Source organism: Nostocoides vanveenii, assembly GCF_039531165.1.
In the GTDB taxonomy this organism is placed as follows: domain Bacteria; phylum Actinomycetota; class Actinomycetes; order Actinomycetales; family Dermatophilaceae; genus Nostocoides_A; species Nostocoides_A vanveenii.
In genome coordinates this window covers 1-20,524 of sequence record NZ_BAAAPN010000101.1, presented here as the reverse complement: position 1 = coordinate 20,524, position 20,524 = coordinate 1, and the positions used below count along the sequence as shown (strand labels likewise).

Annotated in this window: 18 protein-coding genes and 1 tRNA gene; 12 read left to right on the top strand and 7 right to left on the bottom strand. The window is 68.3% G+C overall.

What is annotated here, in order from left to right; genetic code table 11:
* Positions 1 to 327: 327 nt before the first annotated feature.
* Positions 328 to 843 carry a DUF3145 domain-containing protein gene (locus ABD209_RS17090; protein ID WP_344068503.1) on the top strand — a complete coding sequence of 172 codons (516 nt, stop codon included), beginning with the start codon at positions 328 to 330 and terminating at the stop codon, positions 841 to 843.
* 114 nt (positions 844 to 957) lie between these two features.
* Here the strand turns inward: ABD209_RS17090 and fabF are convergent, their stop codons facing one another.
* The 5 genes from fabF to ABD209_RS17065 all read right to left on the bottom strand — a co-directional run bounded on the left by fabF (position 958) and on the right by ABD209_RS17065 (position 6,086).
* Entirely contained in the window at positions 958 to 2,214 is a 1,257-nt protein-coding gene (gene fabF, locus ABD209_RS17085; RefSeq protein WP_344068500.1) for a beta-ketoacyl-ACP synthase II, read from the bottom strand.
* A 250-nt stretch (positions 2,215 to 2,464) separates the two neighbouring features.
* A complete protein-coding gene (locus ABD209_RS17080) occupies positions 2,465 to 2,713 on the bottom strand; it encodes an acyl carrier protein (RefSeq protein ID WP_324386511.1) in 249 nt (82 codons plus the stop codon).
* A 70-nt stretch (positions 2,714 to 2,783) separates the two neighbouring features.
* A complete protein-coding gene (locus ABD209_RS17075) occupies positions 2,784 to 3,815 on the bottom strand; it encodes a beta-ketoacyl-ACP synthase III (RefSeq protein WP_344068497.1) in 1,032 nt (343 codons plus the stop codon).
* Positions 3,812 to 4,750 (bottom strand): ACP S-malonyltransferase, encoded by a 939-nt coding sequence (locus tag ABD209_RS17070; protein WP_344068494.1) that lies wholly within the window; start codon positions 4,748 to 4,750, stop codon positions 3,812 to 3,814. The genes ABD209_RS17075 and ABD209_RS17070 overlap by 4 nt, the downstream gene beginning before the upstream one ends.
* A gap of 130 nt (positions 4,751 to 4,880) precedes the next feature.
* Positions 4,881 to 6,086, bottom strand: coding sequence for a PucR family transcriptional regulator (locus tag ABD209_RS17065; RefSeq protein WP_344068491.1), 1,206 nt, complete (start codon positions 6,084 to 6,086; stop codon positions 4,881 to 4,883).
* Positions 6,087 to 6,346: 260 nt separating this feature from the next.
* On the opposite strand from ABD209_RS17065, the gene ABD209_RS17060 reads away from it, so the two are divergent.
* The gene (locus ABD209_RS17060; protein WP_344068488.1) at positions 6,347 to 8,962 is read left to right on the top strand and encodes a glycoside hydrolase family 32 protein; all 2,616 of its coding nucleotides are present in this window, start codon (positions 6,347 to 6,349) and stop codon (positions 8,960 to 8,962) included.
* Between the two features lie 468 nt (positions 8,963 to 9,430).
* Entirely contained in the window at positions 9,431 to 9,691 is a 261-nt protein-coding gene (locus ABD209_RS17055; RefSeq protein WP_344068486.1) for a hypothetical protein, read from the top strand.
* A 35-nt stretch (positions 9,692 to 9,726) separates the two neighbouring features.
* Here ABD209_RS17055 and argG read toward each other — a convergent pair whose 3' ends face one another.
* On the bottom strand, positions 9,727 to 11,142 hold the full coding sequence (argG, locus tag ABD209_RS17050) for an argininosuccinate synthase (protein WP_344068483.1): 1,416 nt from the start codon (positions 11,140 to 11,142) through the stop codon (positions 9,727 to 9,729).
* Between the two features lie 118 nt (positions 11,143 to 11,260).
* Between argG and ABD209_RS17045 the strand changes: the two genes are divergently transcribed.
* Entirely contained in the window at positions 11,261 to 11,500 is a 240-nt protein-coding gene (locus tag ABD209_RS17045) for a hypothetical protein (RefSeq protein WP_344068480.1), read from the top strand.
* A gap of 38 nt (positions 11,501 to 11,538) precedes the next feature.
* The gene (locus tag ABD209_RS17040) at positions 11,539 to 12,534 is read left to right on the top strand and encodes a glycerophosphodiester phosphodiesterase family protein (protein ID WP_344068477.1); all 996 of its coding nucleotides are present in this window, start codon (positions 11,539 to 11,541) and stop codon (positions 12,532 to 12,534) included.
* A gap of 41 nt (positions 12,535 to 12,575) precedes the next feature.
* Here the strand turns inward: ABD209_RS17040 and aceE are convergent, their stop codons facing one another.
* Positions 12,576 to 15,338 (bottom strand): pyruvate dehydrogenase (acetyl-transferring), homodimeric type, encoded by a 2,763-nt coding sequence (aceE, locus tag ABD209_RS17035; RefSeq protein WP_344068474.1) that lies wholly within the window; start codon positions 15,336 to 15,338, stop codon positions 12,576 to 12,578.
* A gap of 160 nt (positions 15,339 to 15,498) precedes the next feature.
* Between aceE and ABD209_RS17030 the strand changes: the two genes are divergently transcribed.
* The 7 genes from ABD209_RS17030 (at position 15,499) to ABD209_RS17000 (ending at position 20,268) form a co-directional block, all read left to right on the top strand.
* A complete protein-coding gene (locus ABD209_RS17030) occupies positions 15,499 to 15,987 on the top strand; it encodes a PH domain-containing protein (protein ID WP_324386502.1) in 489 nt (162 codons plus the stop codon).
* A complete protein-coding gene (locus ABD209_RS17025) occupies positions 15,984 to 17,615 on the top strand; it encodes a PH domain-containing protein (RefSeq protein ID WP_344068469.1) in 1,632 nt (543 codons plus the stop codon). The genes ABD209_RS17030 and ABD209_RS17025 overlap by 4 nt, the downstream gene beginning before the upstream one ends.
* A gap of 4 nt (positions 17,616 to 17,619) precedes the next feature.
* The gene (locus ABD209_RS17020; protein WP_324388024.1) at positions 17,620 to 18,042 is read left to right on the top strand and encodes a DUF3052 domain-containing protein; all 423 of its coding nucleotides are present in this window, start codon (positions 17,620 to 17,622) and stop codon (positions 18,040 to 18,042) included.
* A gap of 9 nt (positions 18,043 to 18,051) precedes the next feature.
* Positions 18,052 to 18,537 (top strand): peroxiredoxin, encoded by a 486-nt coding sequence (locus tag ABD209_RS17015; RefSeq protein WP_344068465.1) that lies wholly within the window; start codon positions 18,052 to 18,054, stop codon positions 18,535 to 18,537.
* Between the two features lie 37 nt (positions 18,538 to 18,574).
* Positions 18,575 to 18,647 (top strand) — tRNA-Val (locus ABD209_RS17010).
* 1 nt (position 18,648) lies between these two features.
* Positions 18,649 to 19,461: a Nif3-like dinuclear metal center hexameric protein gene (locus ABD209_RS17005; protein WP_344068462.1), complete on the top strand. Its 813-nt coding sequence runs from the start codon at positions 18,649 to 18,651 to the stop codon at positions 19,459 to 19,461.
* Between the two features lie 66 nt (positions 19,462 to 19,527).
* Positions 19,528 to 20,268: a zinc ribbon domain-containing protein gene (locus tag ABD209_RS17000; RefSeq protein ID WP_344068459.1), complete on the top strand. Its 741-nt coding sequence runs from the start codon at positions 19,528 to 19,530 to the stop codon at positions 20,266 to 20,268.
* Positions 20,269 to 20,524: the final 256 nt, after the last annotated feature.

Here is a 20,524-nt window from a genome sequence, read left to right as displayed (position 1 = left end):
CGTTTCTGATCGGCTGTGACACTACAGAACAGCAGCCTCATAATCCGCCGGTCGTCGGTTCAAGCCCGACACGCCCCACCACCGTTTGCGCGGACGCGTCGAAGCCAGTTGCGGACGCGTCGTCGAAGCGCTGAGCACGCTCTTTGGGCCGCGGGAGCGCAAAATGGCTGAACGTCCGCGGCGACGGGCCTGATGCGAACGACTTTGGGCCTCCGCGGATGGTGCGGCTGGGTCGGATAGGGCACAATACCCAGCACGGATCACTGTGACGCATGGTGCGCACGTTGGCGTTGGGGAAGACGTCCACAGCACACCAGGAGGATCAGGATGTCCGTCACCAGTTCGCGTGGCAGCACGCGCGGGGTCGTCTTCATCCATTCGACCCCGGCAGCGCTGTGCCCGCACCTCACCTGGGCACTCGAAGCGGTGCTCGGGGACCGCGTCGTGCTCGACTGGACCGAGCAGGGGGCGGCATACGGCCTTAAGCGCGCGGAACTGTCGTGGACCGGCGCGCCGGGTACGGGTGTGAAGATCACGGCCGCCCTCAAGCCCTTCAGTGGCATTCGTTACGAGGTCACCGAGGAGCCCAGCCCGGGCCTGAACGGCATGCGGTGGTGCTTCACCCCGGCACTCGGGCAGCACTCCGCCTGGATGGCCCCCAATGGCGACACCCTCGTGGGGGAGCAGCAGCTCAAAGAGGTCCTGCTCTATGCGCGGGGCAGCAATGAGGCGGTCGCCGACATGCTCGAAGAACTGCTCGGCACTGCCTGGGACGCCGAGCTGGAGGTCTTCCGTCACGCCGGTGAGGGTGCGCCGGTCCGGTGGTTGCACAAGGTCGGCTGACGACGCAATCGCCTGACGCGTGGCGGGTCGGCCGCCTTGTCCTGGGAAACGTTGAACGTCCCCCGACCTTCACGGTCGGGGGACGTTCAGCGTCCGGAGCGAAAGTTTCGGCGCTCAGTAGCTCTTGACCACAAAAGCGACATTGTGGCCGCCGAAGCCGAAAGAGTTGTTGAGGGCGGCAATATCGCCGGCGGGCAACTCGCGGGGGGCCTTCTGGACGACGTCGAGGTTGATGGCCGGGTCCATGTTCTCGATATTGATCGTGGGCGGGGCGATCCGGTTGTGGACGGCGAGCACGGTGAACAACCCCTCGAGCGCGCCGGCGGCCCCGAGCAGGTGCCCGGTCATCGACTTGGTCGCAGAGACGGCCATACCGTCCACGAACTCACCGAAAGCGCGTCGCATGGCGTTCGCCTCGGCCACATCGCCGACCGGGGTCGACGTCGCGTGGGCGTTGACGTGGATGATGTCCGACGGCGCCAGACCAGCGCGACCGACGGCCTCGACCATCGCCCGCGAGGCGCCGGCGCCCTCGGGCTCGGGGGCCGCCATGTGGTGGGAATCCGAGCTCATCCCGAGCCCGGCGAACTCCGCATAGATCCGCGCGCCGCGAGCCTTGGCATGCTCCTCGGACTCGAGCACCATGACGGCCGCGCCCTCGCCCATGACGAAGCCGTCGCGGTCCACGTCATACGGCCGCGACGCGTGCTGGGGGTCGTCATTGCGCTTCGAGAGCGCTTGCATGGCGGCGAAGCCCGCGACGCACAGTGGGTGCATCGCTCCCTCGGTGCCGCCCGCGACGACGATGTCGGCGCGTCCGGAGCGGATCATCTCCGCGGCGGCCCCCATTGATTCGGCGCCGGAGGCGCAGGCGGAGACAATCGTATGAGCGCCTGCCCGCGCCCCGAGGTCGAGCGAGACATTCCCCGAGGCCGAGTTGGGCATGAGCATGGGGACCGCGAGGGGGAAGACGCGGCGGGGACCCTTCTCGCGCAGGTTGTCCCACTGATCGATAAGCGTCCAGACGCCGCCGATGCCGGTGCCGATGACGACACCGAGGCGCTCGGGGTCGACCTCGGGGGAGCCGGCGTCGGCCATCGCGGCCCGGGACGCGATGATGGCGTACTGCGCATTGGGGTCGAGTCGCCGGCACTCGACCTTGGTCAGCACCTGGTCGGCGGGCGTGTGAATGGGAGCCCCGAAGGTCACCGGCAGGTCGTATTTCGCGACCCAGTCCGCCTCGATCGTGCGCGCGCCGGACTTGCCGGCCAGGAGCGCCTCCCACGTGGAATGGATGTCGCCCCCCAGTGGGGTCGTGGCACCGAGGCCGGTGACGACGACTTTGACGTCTCGGGTGAGTGCATCAGTCATTGTGGGCAGCTCCTTTGGTGGCGGGCTGGGCGACCTAACCGCTAGCAGGGGTTAGGCGTCGTGGAGCAGGGTAGACCCTAGGACGACGAGCCCTAACCTCTGCTAGGCCGTGTTACGAAACCACGGACGACGGGGTCCCCGCGAAGTATTGGAGCGACGAAGGAACGGAAAAACTTCGGGGGGTGTCCTAGCAGAGGTTAGGGCAGTCGGCAACACGGGTGTCGGCCCGGCTCCGCGGGCCAATCGGGCGTCAGCCCTGGGCGCCCTGGATGAACTTGACCGCGTCGCCGACCGTGGTGAGGTTCTTGACCTCGTCGTCGGGGATGCGCACGCCGAAAGCCTCTTCGGCATTGACGACGATGGTCATCATCGACAGCGAGTCAATGTCGAGGTCGTCGGTGAAGGACTTGTCCATCTGGACGTCGGCGACATCGACGCCGGTCTCCTCGTTGACGATGTTGGCGAGGCCGTCCAGAATCTCCTGCTCGGTGGCAGCCATGCTTTCTTCTCCTTAGGTGTGGGGTTGATGGTGATCGGCCCGATTGACCCGTGGACCACCCGGGAACTCATCAGGGCAACTCGACGACCTGTGCGGCATACACCAGGCCGGCACCGAAGCCGATCTGCAGGGCGAGGCCGCCGCGGGGCACGAGCCCTTCGCGGATGAGGCGCTCGGTCGCCAACGGAATGGAGGCAGCCGAGGTGTTCGCCGTCTGGGCGATATCGCGCGCGACGACGATGTCCGACGGCAGCTTGAGTTGCTTGATCATCGCGTCGATGATGCGCATATTCGCCTGGTGTGGGATGAAGGCGTCGAGGTCGGTGACCTTGATGCCGGCCGCCTCGATCGCCCGCTGCGCGACGGGTGCCATGCTCCAGACCGCCCACCGGAAGACCTTGTGGCCCTCCATCGCAATGGTTGCGCCGTTGCCGGGCTCGGCGGCGATGACGTCATTCCACGGGGCCCGCTGCCGGATCGTCGCCCAACTGTCGCCCTCGGAGCCCCAGACCGTCGGGCCGATGCCCGGTCGGTCACTGCGTCCGACCACCGCCGCGCCGGCGCCGTCCCCGAAGATGAAGGCGGTCGACCGGTCGTGGAAATCCGTGACATCGGAGAGCTTCTCGGCGCCGATGACCAGGACATTGCTGGCGCTGCCGCCACGCACCATGTCGGAGGCGAGGCCGATGCCGTGGCAGTAGCCCGCGCAGGCCGCCGAGATGTCGAATGCCGGGCAGCGCAGGTCCAGTCGGTCGGCCAGCATCGGCGCTGCTGCCGGCGTGCGGAACTCGTGGGTCACCGACGCGACGATGACGGCATCGATGTCGGACGCTTCGAGCCCGGCCATGGCGATGGCGTCCTTGCTCGCCGGGAAGGACATGTCGACGACTGTCTCGTCGGGGCGGGCATACCGTCGTTCGATGATGCCGGATCGATCGCGGATCCATTCATCGGAAGAATCGATCGCCTCCACGAGTTCGGCGTTGGGCACGACCCGCTCGGGCCGGTAGCCGCCGACCCCGAGGATCTTGGATCCCGCCCATCCAGTCGCGCCCTTGATCTTCCCAGTTCCCTTGCGGGCGAACGGATTCGGGCGCTTCATTCGATGCCACCTTCGGTCGCGGAGGACGTATGGTCGCGCAGCATCCGGGCGGCTGCGTCCAGGTCGTCGGGGGTCTTGACCGCGAGGGTCTCAACGCCCTTGAGGCCGCGCTTGGCCAGGCCGACCAGAGTGCCGGCCGGCGCGAGTTCGATCAGGCCGGTGACACCCGCCTCCTGCATCGCCTGCATGCACAAGTCCCACCGAACCGGGCTGGTGACCTGCGCGACAAGGCGCTGAAGGATCTCGGGGCCGTCGGTCAACTGCGCACCGTCGCGATTGGACAGCACCGGGATGCGGGCGGACGAGGCAGTGATGCGCGCGGCGAAGGCGGTGAGCGGCTCGACGGCCGGCGCCATATGGTCGGTGTGGAAGGCGCCGGCGACCTTGAGCGGGATGACGCGGGCCCTGGCCGGCGGTGCCGCGGCGAGGTCGGCGAGTTGCTCGAGGGTGCCCGCCGCCACGATCTGGCCGGCGCCGTTCATATTGGCCGGGGTCAGGCCAAGGGCTTCGAGGGCGCTGACGACGTCGTCCGAGTCGCCGCCCAGCACTGCGCTCATGCCCGTCGGCGTGATCGCGCTTGCGGCGGCCATGCCCTTGGCACGGGTAGCGACGAACCCGAGCGCGTCCGCCTCAGTCAGGGCGCCGGAAATCGCCGCGGCCGTGATCTCGCCGACCGAATGTCCGGCCAGGACGTCGGGGGGCGATTGGGTCGCCACCGCAGCAGCGGTTAACAGGCCGGCTGCGACGATCAGTGGCTGGGCCACCGCCGTGTCCCTGATCGTCTCCTCGTCGGACGTGGTGCCGTGTGCCACCAGATCGATCCCGACGGCGTCGGACAACTGCGTCAACTGCTCGCGCAGCCCGGGCATCTCGAGCCAGGGCGTCAGGAAGCCCGGCGTTTGCGACCCCTGTCCGGGGCAGACGATTGCGATCACCTCTTCAGGGTCTCGTACTTCGGGCAGCCTCTGGGGGAGCGCAAGATACGCAAAAGGCTCGGACGGTTTGTAGGACACCCACAACTTGACCATCTGGTCGGGCGCGCCGCGCGGGTGCTCGCGGTCCTGCTCAGGATCGCGCCACGGGCGCGGCGGCTGGTGGGCGGAGCCGGGCATACCGGATCGCGAGGTGCACGGTGTCCGCCTCGTGGGTGTCGGTGATGTCGTAGCCGGTCAGCTCGGCGATGCGGCCGAGGCGGTAACGCACGGTATTCGTGTGGACGAAGAGCCGGCGGGCCGCGCCTTCGAGGGAGCGGCCACTCTCGAGATAGGCGGCGGCTGTGTCGAGCAGACTGCCGCCCGAGGTGGTCTGCAGGGGCCGCACGATGCGGCTGACCAGGGTGTTGCGGGCGGGGATGTCGCCGAGCAGCGCGCGCTCGGCCAGCAGGTCGCCAGCGGACACCGGCCGGGGGGCATCCGGCCACGCGGCCGCGGCGGCGTGCCCGGAGATTGCCGCACGCGCCGAACGCCCGGCTGCAAAGAGATGTGGCACGGTCGGGCCGACCACGATCGGGCCCTCGCCGACATCCTCGCCCAGGATCGCGGCATCCCGCAGGGCGTCATCGGTTTCGCCGATGAGCATGATGAGCAGCCCCGCCTGGACGGCAGCCAGCACGTGCAAACCGTGTCGGTTCGCATTCCGGTGCACGAGGTCGAGCACATAAGCGGGATCGATCACAGTGCCGGACAACGGATTCGGGGGACTAGCAGCGATGACGGCAACGCGCGACCTGGCCCCCCAGCCGAGAGCCGCAGCCCGCGAGGTCATCGCGTCGTCGGCGTCGCCGCGCAGGATCGCATCGACGACCAGGCCTTCGAGGCGCGCATCCCAGGCGCCGCGTTGTTCGGCGGCATCGGCATAGATGTGGGCGGCTCGGAAGGCCACCTCTCGGCTGTAGCGCAGCATCGCTTCACGGATCGCGGGGGCCCACTGCTCGCCGACGATGTCGGCTGCCCGTGCCTCGATGACATCGACCACCGAGCGGATCAACTCCAGCGTCTGGCGCAGCGTGATCGAGCGCGTCAACTCGCGCGGTGCGGCCTCGAAAACGGCGGCGCCGGCGGCTTCTGTCGGCGTTTCGCCGCCCAGCCAGTCGACGAAGTCCGCCACGCCGGCGTGCGCCATGAGCGCGACGTAGGAGCGTTCCGAGGCGGGCAGGGCGGCATACCACTCGTGGCGGGACTCGATGTCGGCGACGGCCGCGCGCGTCAGGTCGTCCGTATGCCGTGTCACCCGCTCGCGTTGGGCACTCGACAACTGCGTCGGTCCGCTCACAACTGCACCCTATTTGTGGCAGCACGACAAATCCGTTGTCGTCCCAATCTCGTCCAGGTCGAGCGTCGGTCGGGATTAGCTGGCGCACCCTGTTGGTAACCGCCTAACCATGCCCTACAGTTCCCATTGGTTGCTGATTGACAACGTTGTCAACATCGCCTACGGGCGATCGCCGCGGGCCAATGGGAGGGCCGTGCGCGCTGCTGCCGCTCGACACACGCACCAAGGGGAAAGTCAATGAAGACACTGCGTTCGATCCGATGGCACTTCGGCGCCGTCGCCGCTCTGCCGTGGGCGTCGGTGCCCTGATTGCGCCGGCCGGCGCGAGCGTCGGTCCCGCCGGGCTCACGCCCAGCGTGGCCGTCGGCGAGGAGCCCTACCGCCCGGCCGTTCACTTCACGCCGCGCGAGAACTGGATGAACGACCCCAACGGCCTGGTCTATTACAAGGGGACCTATCACCTCTTCTTCCAGCACAACCCCTCGGGGAACCGCTGGGGCAATATGAGTTGGGGCCACGCCACTTCGCCGGATCTGATCCATTGGACGCAGCAGCCGCTCGCCATTGCGCAGACCTTTAACGAGGCCGGCGACAGCATCGAGGACATTTTCAGCGGCTCGGTCGTCGTCGACAAGACCAACTCCTCCGGGCTCGGCACCAAGACCAATCCGCCGCTGGTGGCGATCTACACCAGCGCCTACACCGACAAGCACCCGACCCTGGCCGGCAAGCAGGCCCAATCTCTGGCCTACAGCCTCGACGCCGGGAAGACCTGGACGAAGTACACGGGCAACCCCGTCCTCAACCGCGACTCGGCGAACTTCCGAGACCCGAAGGTCTTCCGCTACTCCGGCCCGGCCGGCACCTATTGGGTGATGGCGGCCGTCGAGGCGCAGGAGCACCGGGTGCTGCTTTACAAGTCGGCCGATCTGAAGAACTGGACCTATCTGAGCGACTTCGGGCCCGCGAATGCCGTTGGCGGGCAGTGGGAATGCCCGGACTTGTTCCAGCTGGCAGTGCAGGGGACCAAGGAGCGCAAGTGGGTCCTCGTCGTCAACATCAACCCGGGTGCCGTCGCCGGGGGAAGTGGCGGACAGTACTTCGTGGGCGACTTCGACGGCACGACCTTCACCTCGCAGAGCACCGTGACGGCCGACAGTCTGCCCACTGGGACCAATTTCGCCGACTTCAACGACGGGACCTATGGCGATTGGACCGTGGCCAACGAACCGGGCAACTGGAAGGGCGGCCCCTGGGGTCAAGCGCCGGCCACCGGCACCCTGGAAGGACAGAACCCGGTGAGCGGTTTCGTCGGACGTGGGTTGGTCAACGGATTCCTCGATCACGACTGGCCGGTAGGAACGCTGCGGTCACCCGATTTCACGGTCGAATCGGACTATGTGAACTTTCTCGTCGGTGGCGGCAAGCACCCGCACGTCGACGGTGCCCAGCTGAGAAACGAACCGCCGCCCGGCACGCTGCTGTGGGACGGGTTCGAATTCCCCGACGGCACCACCCTCGCCGACACCGGATGGAGCCTGACCGGTGACTTCGCGACCGACCCGTGGCGCAACCCCTCGACGGCGGGTGGGGACTACTTCATCGGCCGCAAGCGGATCAACACCTGGGAAGGCGGACCGCGCGGCGACGACAACACCGGATCGATGACCTCGCCGGCCTTCGAGATCACCGGCGACTACCTGAGCATGCTGGTCGGCGCTGGCAAGCGCACCGACGGCAGTCTGGAGATCCAGTTGCTCGTCGACGGTGAGGTGGTGCGTTCACTCACCGGGCCCGGGGACGGGGCGCTCAACTGGCGCAACTGGAATGTCAGCGAACTGCGCGGCCGCACTGCGCAATTGCGCGTCTGGGACCAGGCCACGGGTGGCTGGGGGCATCTGACGATGGATCACGTTGTCATGGGCGATGTCCCCGCGACGGTCCGCTCGGACGAAACCGCGGTCAATCTCGTCGTCGATGGCCAGGTCGTGGCATCGGCGACCGGGAGCAACAGTGAATACCTTGATTGGCAGGCCTTCGACCTGCGGCCTTATGCCGGCAAGCAGGCGCACATCGAGATCGTCGACAACAACCGCTTCGGCTGGGGGCACATCCTCGCCGACGAGTTCCGTTTCGGGACGGCGCCCGCACCCACGCGTGCCGAGGGCTATGACTGGCTCGACTACGGCCGGGACTACTACGCCGCGGTGTCGTTCAACGACGTCCCCGCGGGCAAGCGGGTCATGATCGGCTGGATGAACAACTGGGACTACGCCAACGAGATCCCGACTTCGCCGTGGCGCAGTGCCATGGCGCTGCCGCGCAATGTGTGGCTCGCGCCGACGCCCAAGGGGCCGCGCTTGGTCTCGCGCGTCGTGCAGCAAGCCGGTGGGTTGGATCTGAGCGCGCAGGCGTATGCCGCTGCGGCACAGTCGATTTCGGGTGAGACCTTGTTGCCCAAGGCCGCGAGCGTGGCACGCATCGACGCCGTGCTCACGCCCGGGACGGCCACGCGTTTCGGACTGTCCGTCCATGGCAACGCGGATGGTTCGGAGCGCACGCTCATCGGCTACGACATGGCAACCGGCCGGCTGTATGTCGATCGCACAGCCAGCGGCAAGCTCGACTTTGCGTCCTCCTTCCCTTCCATCGATGATGCCTCGGTGGCGCTGGTGGGCGGCAAACTGACCCTATCGATCTACCTCGACCGCTCCTCCGTGGAGGTCTTTGCTCAGGGCGGCAAGACGTCGATCACCGACCAGGTCTTCCCATCGGCCGGCAGCGACCGGATCGGCGTCTGGGCCGAGGGTGGCGCCGCCCGCGTGCAAAGCCTGAAGGTCACCCCGTTGGCGCCGGCGATGTTCCCGCGCGGCTGACCCACCTGGCGCCGTCGCAGCTTTCCCGCCCGATGCCCGAAACCCCTCGTGCGCAAGGGAATACCTTCTCTTGCGCACGAGGGGTTATGGCATCGGGCGGAAAAGCTGTCGTCGCCCGGTCCATCCTGCGGCCGCGGGGGTCGGCGGGGTGCCGGTAGGCCCTAGCGCAAGCGGCGACGACGTCAATACCCTTCACGACGCAGGGCCACGTCGCACGGAAGATGATCACGTATGCCAGCCAAAGGCACTCTCGTCCTCGCCGCCACTGTGCTCGCTCTCGGCGGCTGTTCCTCTGGCGCGTCGACTCCCTCGCCCTCAGCGTCTACTGTGCTCACGCCGGCCTCGTCGCCGGCGGGAAGTCCCGAAACGGCCACGGCCAGTGCTACGGCAGCCACCTCAGCCATGACAGGCGGCGGCTCCTCCGCCTCGATTAAGCCCCGAGGCGCGGATTCGCCGGAGTGTGCGGCGATGTCCAAGGTCCTCGCCGCGTTGACGACGATCGGCCTGAAGTCCGCGACCGGCAGCGTGACTCAAGCGGATCTAGATGCAGCCTTCGCACGGGACGTGATCGATGCTGTCCCATCCGACGCATTAGGCCTGCTGGCCGATATGCAAGCGATCAGCGACACGCTGGTCGGCAAGACCCAGGAAGAGGCTAGCGCCCTGTTGGGGGACTGGACGACGCCTTTCGAAAGGTTCACCACGGCCACGGTGGCCGTCTGCTCCTGATCCAGACCGGGTGCCGAGCCGCACGGACGCAAGGCTCAGTCAGTGCCGAACTCCATAGCAGCCGCGTCCAGGGCGTCGTCGCCCTCGGGGTCGACGCTCGGGTTGGCGGCGATCTCAGCGGCCCCGCCCGGCTCCAACCGGCCGACGAGCTCGACGTGGCCGACGCCCAACTGGCCCTGAGCGGCATACAGCTCGAGCTTGGCGCGGGAGTCGGCGATATCGAGGTTGCGCATGGTCAACTGACCGATCCGGTCCACGGGGCCGAAGGCGGCATCCTCGACGCGCTCCATCGACAGCTTGCCCGGGTGATAGGAGAAATTCTCGCCGCGGGTGTCGACGATCGTGTAGTCGTCGCCCCGGCGCAGGCGGACGGTGACCTGCCCGGTGATCGCGGACGCGACCCACCGCTGCAAGGACTCGCGAAGCATCAGCGACTGCGGGTCGAGCCACCGGCCTTCATACAGCAAGCGGCCCAGACGCCGACCCTCGGCGTGGTAGTTGGCCACCGTGTCCTCGTTGTGGACGGCGTTGAGCAAGCGCTCATAGGCGATATAGAGGAGGGCCATCCCGGGGGCCTCGTAGATGCCGCGCGACTTCGCCTCGATGATGCGGTTCTCGATCTGGTCGGACATGCCGAGCCCGTGCCGGCCACCGATCGTGTTCGCCTCGCGCACGAGGCCGACCGAATCGAGATCGCGCCCGTTGATCGCGACCGGCCGGCCCTGGACATAGGTGATCGTCACGTCCTCGGCATCGATGCCTACCGAGGCATCCCAGAAGCGCACTCCCATGATCGGCTCGACGGTCTCCAGCGACACATCGAGGTGTTCAAGGGTTTTCGCCTCGTGCGTGGCGCCCCAGATGTTGGCGTCGGTCGAGTAGGCCTTCTCCTGGCTGTCGCGATAGGGCAGTCCGCGCTCGGTCAGCCAGGCGCTCATCTCGTGCCGCCCGCCGAGCTCGCCGACGAAGTCGGCATCCAGCCACGGCTTGTAGATCCGCAGTGCGGGATTGGCGAGCAGCCCATAACGGTAGAAGCGCTCGATGTCATTGCCCTTGAAGGTCGAGCCGTCACCCCAGATCGAGACATCATCGGCGTGCATGGCGCGCACGAGCAGGGTGCCGGTGACCGCGCGCCCGATCGGCGTGGTGTTGAAATAGGTCTTGCCGCCGGAGCGAATGTGGAAGGCGCCGCAGGCGATCGCCGACAATCCCTCCTCGACCAGCGCGCTCGTGCAATCGACCAGCCGCGAGATCTCGGCGCCGTACTGACCCGCCCGGCCGGGCACGGTCTCGATCTCCGGCTCGTCGTACTGCCCGAGGTCGGCGGTGTAGGTGCACGGGATGGCCCCCTTCTCGCGCATCCAGGCGACGGCCACCGAGGTGTCGAGGCCCCCGGAGAAGGCGATGCCGACGCGCTCGCCGACGGGCAGTGAAGTCAGGACTTTGGACACAGCGCACAGCTTATGAAAGTGCCCGTATGCCGTGCGCCCGCGTCCCGCGACACGTCACCACCGTTGCGCGGGCGGCGGTGATGTTGACTCCGCTGCCGGGTGCGCGGATGCTGGGGCGGTGGGGATCGAAATCGTGGTGGCGTTCATGGCAGCCGTTGTCGTGCTGGCCTTCGCCGTCGATGCCTATCGCCGCTGGAGTTGGCGTCTGATTCCCGACTCCGAGCCGGCGAAGCCGGGTCTGGGGGATCCGGGGCACCTGCAGCTCCAGGATCGCCAGCTCTATCAGGACGTCGGGCACACCGCCCCTGAGCTGCTCGCCTGGATGCACCGGGCTCGCCGAACTCGCCGAACTCGCTGAGCGGGCTCACGCGCGCCGGGCGGTCCTAGGCTGGGGCGATGACCACCCGACCGAGCATCGTCTCCCACCGCGGGGCGAGCGGCTACCTGCCCGAGCACACCCTCGCGGCCTACGAACTCGGGATCCGGCAGGGCGCCGACGCCTTCGAGATCGACGTCGTGATGACGCGGGACGGGGTGCTCGTCGCGCGGCACGAGAGCAATATCGCGCACTCGACCGACATCGCCCGCCGCCCGGAGTTCGCGTCGTTGCGTGCCACCAGGGCGGTCGAAGGCCTGACCCAGACCGGCTGGTTCACCGAGGACCTGACCTGGGCCGAAGTCCAGCGACTCCGGGCCGTCGAGCCGCTGCCCGCGCTCCGATCGACTGCTCATGACGGCGAGTGGGGGATCGCCTCGCTGGAGCAGATCCTTCAGCTCAGGTCGAGGTTGAGTGAGGAACTCGGCCGGCCGGTCGGGCTGAAGCTGGAGGTCAAGTCGCCGGAGTACTTCACCGAGATCGGCCTGCCCATCGAGCCGGCGCTGATCGAGTCCCTCGGCGCGGCCCACGCACTCGGCGGTGAGTCGCCGGTCGAGGTGATGTCCTTCGACTTCGGCTTCCTCGCCCGCCTGCGCGGGCTGGGCGTCGAGAACGGCCTGGTCTTCCTCGTCGAGGAGGATCCCCATCGTCGCGTGCCCGGTCACCCGGAATGGACGTATGGCCGCGCCCTTCGCCCGCCTGCCCTCGCCGAGGTCGCGCACGTCGTGACCGCGATCGGGCCGGGCCGCCGCGTGCTCTTCCCGGGCGCCGCTGAGGGGGCATTGGGCGAGCCCACCTCGGTCTTCGCCGACGCCCACGCGGCCGGCTTGCGGGTGGACTGCTGGACCTTCCGCGCCGAGAACGCCTTCCTGCCGCCGGAGTTCCGCTCGAGCGAGGACCCGGCCGAGCCGGGCGATCTGGCGGGCGTGGTCGCGGCATACGTCGCGGCCGGGTTGAACACGGTGATCACCGACCATCCCGACCGCGTGCGCCCGACCGCGGCAGCTGTGGGGTGATCACCCCACAGCTGCCGCGGTAGACAGCTGCGACGGGCGGGTCAGGACTCCCCACCGGCGTTGCCGGAGGCGCCGGCCGTCACATCGAGCAGCCGGTACCGCTCGGCCGCCTGACCCGGAATCGAGGCGTCGATTTCGCCGCGGGCCGCGAGGGCCTGCAGGGCGCGGACCGCGACCGACGGGCCGTCGATGTGGAAGAAGCGCCGGGCCGCCGCGCGGGTATCGGAGAAGCCGAAGCCGTCCGCCCCGAGCGAATGGAACTCCCCGGGCACCCACTGCGCGATCTGGTCCTGGACCTGCCGCATGTAGTCCGAGACCGCGATGACCGGTCCCCGCCGGCCGGCGAGCTGGCGCGTGACATACGGGTCCTCCACCTCGACCTCAGGGTGAAGGAAGCGCGACTGGTCGATCTGCAGCGCCTCGCGCCGCAGTTCGGACCAAGAGGTGACCGACCAGAGGTCGGCGCGCACCCCCCAATCGTCGGCCAGCAGGTGCTGCGCCTCCTGGATCCACGGCACGCCGACGCCCGAGGCGAGCAACTGAACACGCGGCCCGTCGCCCTCGGGGGAGTCGAGCAGGTAGATGCCCTTGGTGATCCCCTCGACGTCGACGTCGCCCGGCTCGGCCGGCTGCACCATCGGCTCGTTGTAGAGGGTCAGGTAGTAGATGACGTTGTGGTCGTCACCATCGCCATTGGTGGCATACATCTTCTCCAGGCCGTCGCGCATGATGTGCGCGATCTCGTAGCCGAAGGCCGGGTCGTAGGCCCGGACGGCCGGGTTCGTGGCGGCCAGCAGCAGCGAGTGCCCGTCGGCGTGCTGCAGGCCTTCACCGGTTAGCGTCGTGCGTCCAGCGGTCGCACCGAGCAGGAAGCCGCGCGACATCTGATCGGCCGCTGCCCAGATGGAGTCGGCCGTCCGCTGGAAGCCGAACATCGAATAGAAGATGTACATCGGCACCATCGGCTCCCCATGCGTCGCATAGGACGTGGCGGCCGCGGTGAAGGCGGCCAGCGAGCCGGCCTCGTTGATCCCGGTGTGCTGGATCTGCCCGGACGTCGATTCCTTGTAGGCGAGCATCAGGTCGGCGTCGACAGAGCGATACGTCTGCCCGTGCGGGTTATAGATCTTGATGGTCGGGAAGAAGCTGTCCATCCCGAAGGTGCGTGCCTCATCGGGGATGATCGGAACGACGCGCTTGCCGAACTCCGGCTCGCGCATCAAGTCCTTCAGCAAGCGCACCCAGGCCATGGTCGTGGCGATCTGCTGCTTGCCCGAGCCCTTCTTGACCACGCGGTAGGCGTCGTCTCCGGGCAGCTTGATCGGGGTGTAGTCGACCCGTCGCTGCGGCAGACCGCCACCGAGCTTGCCGCGCATCTCCAGCGCGTATTTGATCGCGTCGTCCTCGAAGCCCGGGTGGTAGTAGGGCGGCAGGTAGGGATCGGCCTCGAGTACGGCGTCGCTGATCGGGATGTGCAGGGTGTCGCGGAAGCCCTTGAGGTCATCCAGGGTCATCTTTTTCATCTGGTGCGTCGCATTGCGCCCGGCGAAGTGCGAGCCGAGCGAATACCCCTTGATGGTCTTGACCAGGATGACCGTCGGTTGGCCCTCATGGGCGAGCGCGGCGCGGTAGGCGGCATACACCTTGTGGTAGTCGTGGCCGCCGCGCTTGAGCTTCCACCAGATGTCGTCGTCACTCCACTTCTCGACCATCTTGCGGGTGCGCGGGTCTCGGCCGAAGAAGAAGTCGCGGACATACTTGCCGTCATTGGCGCGGAAGGTCTGGTAGTCGCCGTCTGGCGTCTGATTCATGACATTGACCAGGGCGCCCTCGTGGTCGGCGGCCAGCAGCGGATCCCAGCCGCGGCCCCAAACGACCTTGATGACATTCCAGCCCGCACCGCGGAAGAAGGCCTCGAGTTCCTGGATGATCTTGCCGTTGCCGCGGACTGGCCCGTCGAGGCGCTGCAGGTTGCAGTTGATGACGAAGGTGAGGTTATCGAGCTCATTGATCGCAGCGGTCTGCAGCAGGCCGCGAGACTCGACCTCATCCATCTCGCCATCGCCGAGGAAGGCCCAGACGTGCTGGTCGCGCGTGTCCTTGATGCCGCGGTCGCCGAGATACTTGTTGAACTGCGCCTGATAGATCGCGTTCATCGGCCCAAGGCCCATCGACACCGTCGGGAACTCCCAGAACTCCGGCATCAGGCGCGGGTGCGGATACGACGGCAGCGCGAGCGGTTTGCCGTCGACGAGGTGCGACTTCTCCTGACGGAAGCCGTCGAGTTGCTCGGCGCCCAAGCGGCCTTCGAGGAAGGCCCGGGCATACATGCCGGGGGAGGCGTGGCCCTGGAAGAAGATCTGGTCCCCGCCACCAGGATGATCCTTGCCGCGCCAGAAGTGGTTCATCCCGACTTCGTAGAGCGTCGCCGCGGAGGCGTAGGTGGAAATGTGGCCGCCGACGCCGATGCCGGGGCGCTGGGCGCGGTGGACGAGCATCGCGGCGTTCCACCGGTTGATCCGGCGGATCTGCTTCTCGACCGCCTCGTCGCCCGGATACCAGGGCTCGTGCTCGATCGGGATGGTGTTGACATAGTCGGTCGTGGTCAACGAGGGCACGCCGACCTGCAGCTCCCGCGACTTCTCCAGAAGCCGGAGCATCAGATAGCGCGCCCGCGCCCGCCCGCTCTCGTCGATCACCCCGGAGAGGGAGTCGAGCCACTCCTGGGTCTCGTCGGGGTCGATGTCGGGCAGCCCGGTGGGAATGCCGTTGAGGATGGGGCCTACGTCCTCGGTCTTGGCCACGGCGGCAGTCTCCTTCGATGTGATCTGGAACGCATTCGTTCTCCATCCTCTACCCTGCCAGGTCCGGGCGCACAACCGGGCCGCGGTCTTGCGGACCGCCAGGCTGCGGTCGTTCGGCCCGCCGGGCTGCGGCCGTCGCTCGGCAAGGCAGACTGGGCCAATGACCGTGGCCCTCTACGACGACAACGCCGAGGTGCCCTGGCGCCGGATCTCGCCGCGCCTGGCCAGCGCCCGCCGAATCGGCCTGCTGCTCGCCTACCTGCCCTTCCTGCTGGCGACGGCCGTCCTGGCCGCGACCGTCAGCCGGTGGCTCTGGGGGCTTCCCGGCGTCGTCGCGGCACTCTTCCTGTGGCAGTTCTGGCTGATCGGGCGACAGGTCAGTGCCATCAGCTATGCCGAACTACCCGAGGAGATCGTCATTCGCCGCGGGCGGCTCTTCCGGCGGCTGGTGAGCATTCCCTACGGCAGATTGCAGTATGCCGACATGGGTTCCGGCCCGCTGGAGCGTCACTTCGGACTGGCGAGCGTGACGATCCACACGGCCTCCCCGGCCAGCGGCGGCCGGGTGCCGGGGCTGGAATTGCCAGCGGCGGAGGCCCTCCGCGAACGGCTGACCGCTCGCGGTGAGGCGCAACGGGCGGGACTGTGACGATTCCGGCGGACGACATCACCGACCGCGGCGCGCAGGCCGACGTGCCGTGGACCCACGTCCATCCCCTGACGCCGCTGCTGCGCGGCGGCGTGATGATCACCGGCGCCATCGGGTATTGGCTGAGCACCCAGTTCGACAACCTCTTCGGGCGGCATGGGGATGACCCGACCCAGGGCCACCTGCTGCAGATCGCCGGTGTCGGGCTGGTCATCGTCGTCCTCGTCGTCGCCGGGTCGTGGGTCAGTTGGCGCAACACCACCTATCGCCTCGGCCCGACCACGGTGGAGTTGCGTCACGGCATCGTCAATCGACAACACCGGCAGGTGCGTTACGACCGCATCCAGGCCGTCGACGTCACCCGTCCGCTGCTGGCCCGGCTCGCCGGTCTCTCCAGCGTTCGGATCGAGGCGGCTGGTGGCCGGGACTCCAATATCGAGCTGAGTTACCTGCCGCAGACTCGCGCCGCCGAGGTGCGGCAGGCGCTGCTGCGTGCGGCCGCCGGGCAGGGCAGCGAGGTGTTCGCCGGTGACCCCAGCGGCTCGCCCCGCGACGCCGGGTCCGGCCTCGGTGGCACAGAGAAAGCCGGCGGCGAGGGCGTCGCGGGCGAGGCGCCGGCGAGCCCGGCGGGAGGTGCGGCGACAGCGGGGGGTGAGCGAACGGCATACGGGCACGATGTGGGGGAGGTGCCGATTGCGCGGATCCCGGCGATGCGGGTGTGGGCGGCGACGCTGCTCAGTTTCAACGCCGCCTTCCTGGTGCTCGCGATCCCTGCCCTGGTCGTCGCCCTCGTGACCGGATCGCTTCTCGTGCTGCCGTGGCTCGGGCCGATGGTCCTCGGCGCTCTCGGACAGCAAGTGGGCCGCTTTTCGACGTGGATGAACTTCCGCGTCGACGCCTCGGGCAGCGCGATCCGGATCCGGCACGGTCTGACCGAGTTGCGCACGACGACCGTCCCGCTGCACCGCATCCAGGCGGTCGAGATCAGTCAGCCGGCCCTGTGGCGTGCCGTCGATTGGTGGCGGATCGAGGTGAATGTGGCCGGTGTGCACCGCGACCCGGACGAGAAGGGCGACAACGCCCTGATCCCCGTGGGCACGCGGGCCGAGGCCCTGGCGATCCTGGCGGCGATGGGACCGCGCTGGTCGCTGCCGGAGGTGATCGAGGGCATGGACGCGCCTGGCCCGTCGCCGAGCTTCGTGGGGATTCCGCCGAACGCCCGAGTGCTGGATCCGTTGTCCTGGAAGCGAATCGGGTATGCCGTGACTTCGGCGGCGCTGGTCAGCCGGGGCGGCTGGTTGGGCCGTCGCGTCCAACTGGTCCCGCACGCCCGCGTGCAATCCCTGACGCTGGATCAGGGCCCGCTCGAACGCCGGCTCGGCCTGGCCAATGTCAAGCTGCACTCGACGACCGGGCCGGTCGACCCGGTGGTGCGTCACCTCGCGCTGGCCGAGGCGACGAGATTGCTCAATGCGGAGGCTGTCCGCGCGGCAGGGGCCCGTGCTGTGGAGTCCGGGGGTGCCGGAAACCCGCCCGCGGCAACTGCGCCCCTGCCCTGTCCGGGTGCACTATCTTCGCTTGGCAAGGTACCGGCGCAAGCCGGTTCGCAAGGCGCATGGACGGAGTAACGGCGTGAACAGCCCCGCGGTCGGGGGGGCCGGCACATTTCCCAAACTGGGACTTGCCCCCGGGCAGATCGTCCAGGAGTTCGGCTACGACGACGACGTTGATGCGGACTTCCGCTTTGCCGTCGAAGACCTGGTCGGCGGCGAACTGGAGTATGACGACTTCAGCGGGGTCGTCGACGCCGTGCTGCTCTGGTGGCGCGACGGCGACGGCGATCTGGTCGATGCCCTCGTGGACTCGCTGACCAATCTCGCCGACGGCGCGTCGATCATCCTGCTGACGCCGCGCGCCGGCCGAGCGGGCGAGGTGGACGCCTCCGAGATCGACGAAGCCGCGGTGACCGCGGGCCTGCACGCGACCGGCACCGTGGCCGTCGCAGCGGACTGGTCGGCCAACCGTCTCGTCCCGCCGAAGTCGGCAAGGAAATAGTCTGACCATGTGCCTGCCCCTCTCACCGCCGGCGACCGCGCTCCCGGCTTCGCGCTTCCCAACCAGAACGGGCAGGATGTCGCGCTCGCGGACTTTGCGGGCTCCAAGAACGTCCTGCTGGTCTTCTACCCCTTCGCCTTCTCGGGGATCTGCGCCGGTGAGCTAAGCGAGATCCGTGACGACCTTGGACGCTTCGAGTCCGATGACGTGCAGGTGCTGTGCATCTCCTGCGACCCGGTCTACAGCCAGCGTGCGTGGGCCGATGCCCAGGGCTACTTCTTCCCGCTGCTGAGCGACTTCTGGCCGCACGGGGCGGTGAGCACGGCATACGGGATCTTCGACGCGGACCGAGGGATGGCGATTCGGGGCACCTTCCTGATCGACCGCGATGGGGTGGTCCGCTGGACCCTGATCAATGGGCCCGGGCAGCGGCGCGACTTCGCCGGCTATCGCGAGGCGCTCGCCGAGGCGTCCGCGACAGCGGTCAAGTCCTGACACAATGCCTCTGCGCCCCGCCCGCCGCGGTGCGCGAGGGCCTGTAGCTCAGTTGGTAGAGCGCCACGTTTACACCGTGGATGTCGTCGGTTCGAGCCCGGCCGGGCCCACGTGAGCACGACCTTGGCCGATGTCATCGCCGTTCTAGAGGGGCTCTACCCGCCGGCCACCGCGCAGTCGTGGGACCGAGTGGGCCTGGTCACCGGTGATCCGGGGCAACCCGTCGGGCGTATTCATTTGGCCGTGGACCCGACCACGGCCGTCATCGACGAGGCGCGCCGGCTCGGCGCCGATATGCTGCTCACCCATCACCCCCTGCTGTTTCGCGGGGTGCACTCGGTCGCGACGACCACGGCCAAGGGCGCCGGGGTGACGGCGCTGATCGTTGCGGACATCGCCTTGTATGTCGCTCACACCAATGCCGATGTCGCCGCCGACGGCGTCAACGCGGCGCTCGCGGCCGCCTGCGGGCTCGGGTCCACGCAGCCGCTGTTGCTGGAGGAGGGGCAATGGATGGGCCGCGTCGGTGAGCTCGCCGAGTCGATGACGCTGGGGGAGTTCGCGCGCCGGCTCGCGGGCGCGCTGCCGCAGGCGCCGGTCGGGGTGCGCGTCAGCGGTCCGGCCGACGCCGCCGTGCGACGGATCGCGGTCGCCGGGGGCTCCGGTGACGGCTTCTTCGACGCTGTTCGTGCGAGCGGGGCCGATGTCTATGTCACCGCTGACCTGCGGCATCATCCGGCGCTGGAGGCGCGCGAAGACGCCCGTGACGGGGGGCCCTATCTCATCGACGCCGGCCATTGGGCCAGTGAGGCGACCTGGCTGCGCCCGGCGGCCGATGCCTTGATATCGCGGCTCGGTGATGCGGTCGAGGTGTTCGTGAGCGAGATCTGCACCGATCCGTGGAGCTTCGTCCTCGCGCCCTAGTCGGTGGGCCCGGGCCGTCTCGGCTCCGGGTAGGTTGGGGGCGACGCCGAAGGAGACGATGCCCACGTGAAGGCCGAACCCCGCGCTCAGTTGCGCCTGCTCGATCTGCAGAAGCTCGACTCGACGCTGCAACAGTTGGAGCGGCAGCGCACCCATCTGCCCGTCCTGGCGCGCCTGGCCGAACTCGCGCAGCAGCGATCGGCCGCGGGCGACTATCTGGTGCGTGCGCAGACCGCGCAAAGCGATGTCCAGTGGGAGTTGGCCAAGAGCGATGCCGATGTCCAGCTCGTGCGTGACCGCGCGGCACGAGACCAGGCGCGACTGGATGCCGGCACGGGCAGCGCGAAGGACCTGCAGGCCCTCCAGCACGAGTTGGTCTCGCTCGCTCGCCGCCAGGCTGACCTCGAGGAGATCGAGCTCGATGTGATGGAACGGGCCGAGCGCGCGGATGAGATCGTGGCCGAGGCCAGCGGTGCGGTCGCGGCCCTCGATGAGCAGATCGCGTCGGCGACAAGCGAGCGTGACCAAGCTCTTGCAGGGCTCAGTGCCCAGGTTTCCGAGGTGGGCGCTCCCCGGCAACAGTTGGTCGATGAATTGCCCGGCGACCTGTTGGGGCTCTACGAAAAGTTGCGCGCGGACAAGGGCGGTGTGGGCGCAGCGATGCTCCATGCCCGGCGGTGCCTGGGGTGCCAGTTGGAAGTGAATGCGGCCGACCTGACGGCGATCCGTGCGGCTGCGGCGGATGAGGTGTTGCGCTGCGAGGAGTGCCGCCGCATCCTCATCCGCACACCCGAGTCCGGCCTCTGACCGTGATGGGGCGTGCCCTGCGAGTGTCGGCGGCGCCGGCTCGCCGGGCATTCCCGAGTTGGCCCGACGGCACGGCCACCCGGGTCTGCAGCAATCGCCCCTGGCGCGTCCGCGCCAACCTCCCCGAGAGCCTCCAGGCCCGAGGTTATCGGGCTCATCCCAAACGAGGGTGTAGTTGTGGTCTGAATCCGCCGGTTTCGAGTAGGGAGGGGGCGATGTAGTTGGTGAGGTTGCGGAAGCCGAGGGCGGAGCCGCG

What these genes read in the sequence shown, in the direction of transcription:
- ABD209_RS17030 (WP_324386502.1), top strand. Translation starts at nt 15,499, where the DNA reads ATGACCGTGGCCCTCTACGACGACAACGCCGAGGTGCCCTGGCGCCGG.
- ABD209_RS17090 (WP_344068503.1), top strand. Translation starts at nt 328, where the DNA reads ATGTCCGTCACCAGTTCGCGTGGCAGCACGCGCGGGGTCGTCTTCATC.
- ABD209_RS17060 (WP_344068488.1), top strand. Translation starts at nt 6,347, where the DNA reads ATGGCACTTCGGCGCCGTCGCCGCTCTGCCGTGGGCGTCGGTGCCCTG.
- ABD209_RS17075 (WP_344068497.1), bottom strand. Translation starts at nt 3,815, where the DNA reads ATGAAGCGCCCGAATCCGTTCGCCCGCAAGGGAACTGGGAAGATCAAG.
- ABD209_RS17040 (WP_344068477.1), top strand. Translation starts at nt 11,539, where the DNA reads ATGACCACCCGACCGAGCATCGTCTCCCACCGCGGGGCGAGCGGCTAC.
- ABD209_RS17055 (WP_344068486.1), top strand. Translation starts at nt 9,431, where the DNA reads ATGTCCAAGGTCCTCGCCGCGTTGACGACGATCGGCCTGAAGTCCGCG.
- ABD209_RS17080 (WP_324386511.1), bottom strand. Translation starts at nt 2,713, where the DNA reads ATGGCTGCCACCGAGCAGGAGATTCTGGACGGCCTCGCCAACATCGTC.
- fabF (WP_344068500.1), bottom strand. Translation starts at nt 2,214, where the DNA reads ATGACTGATGCACTCACCCGAGACGTCAAAGTCGTCGTCACCGGCCTC.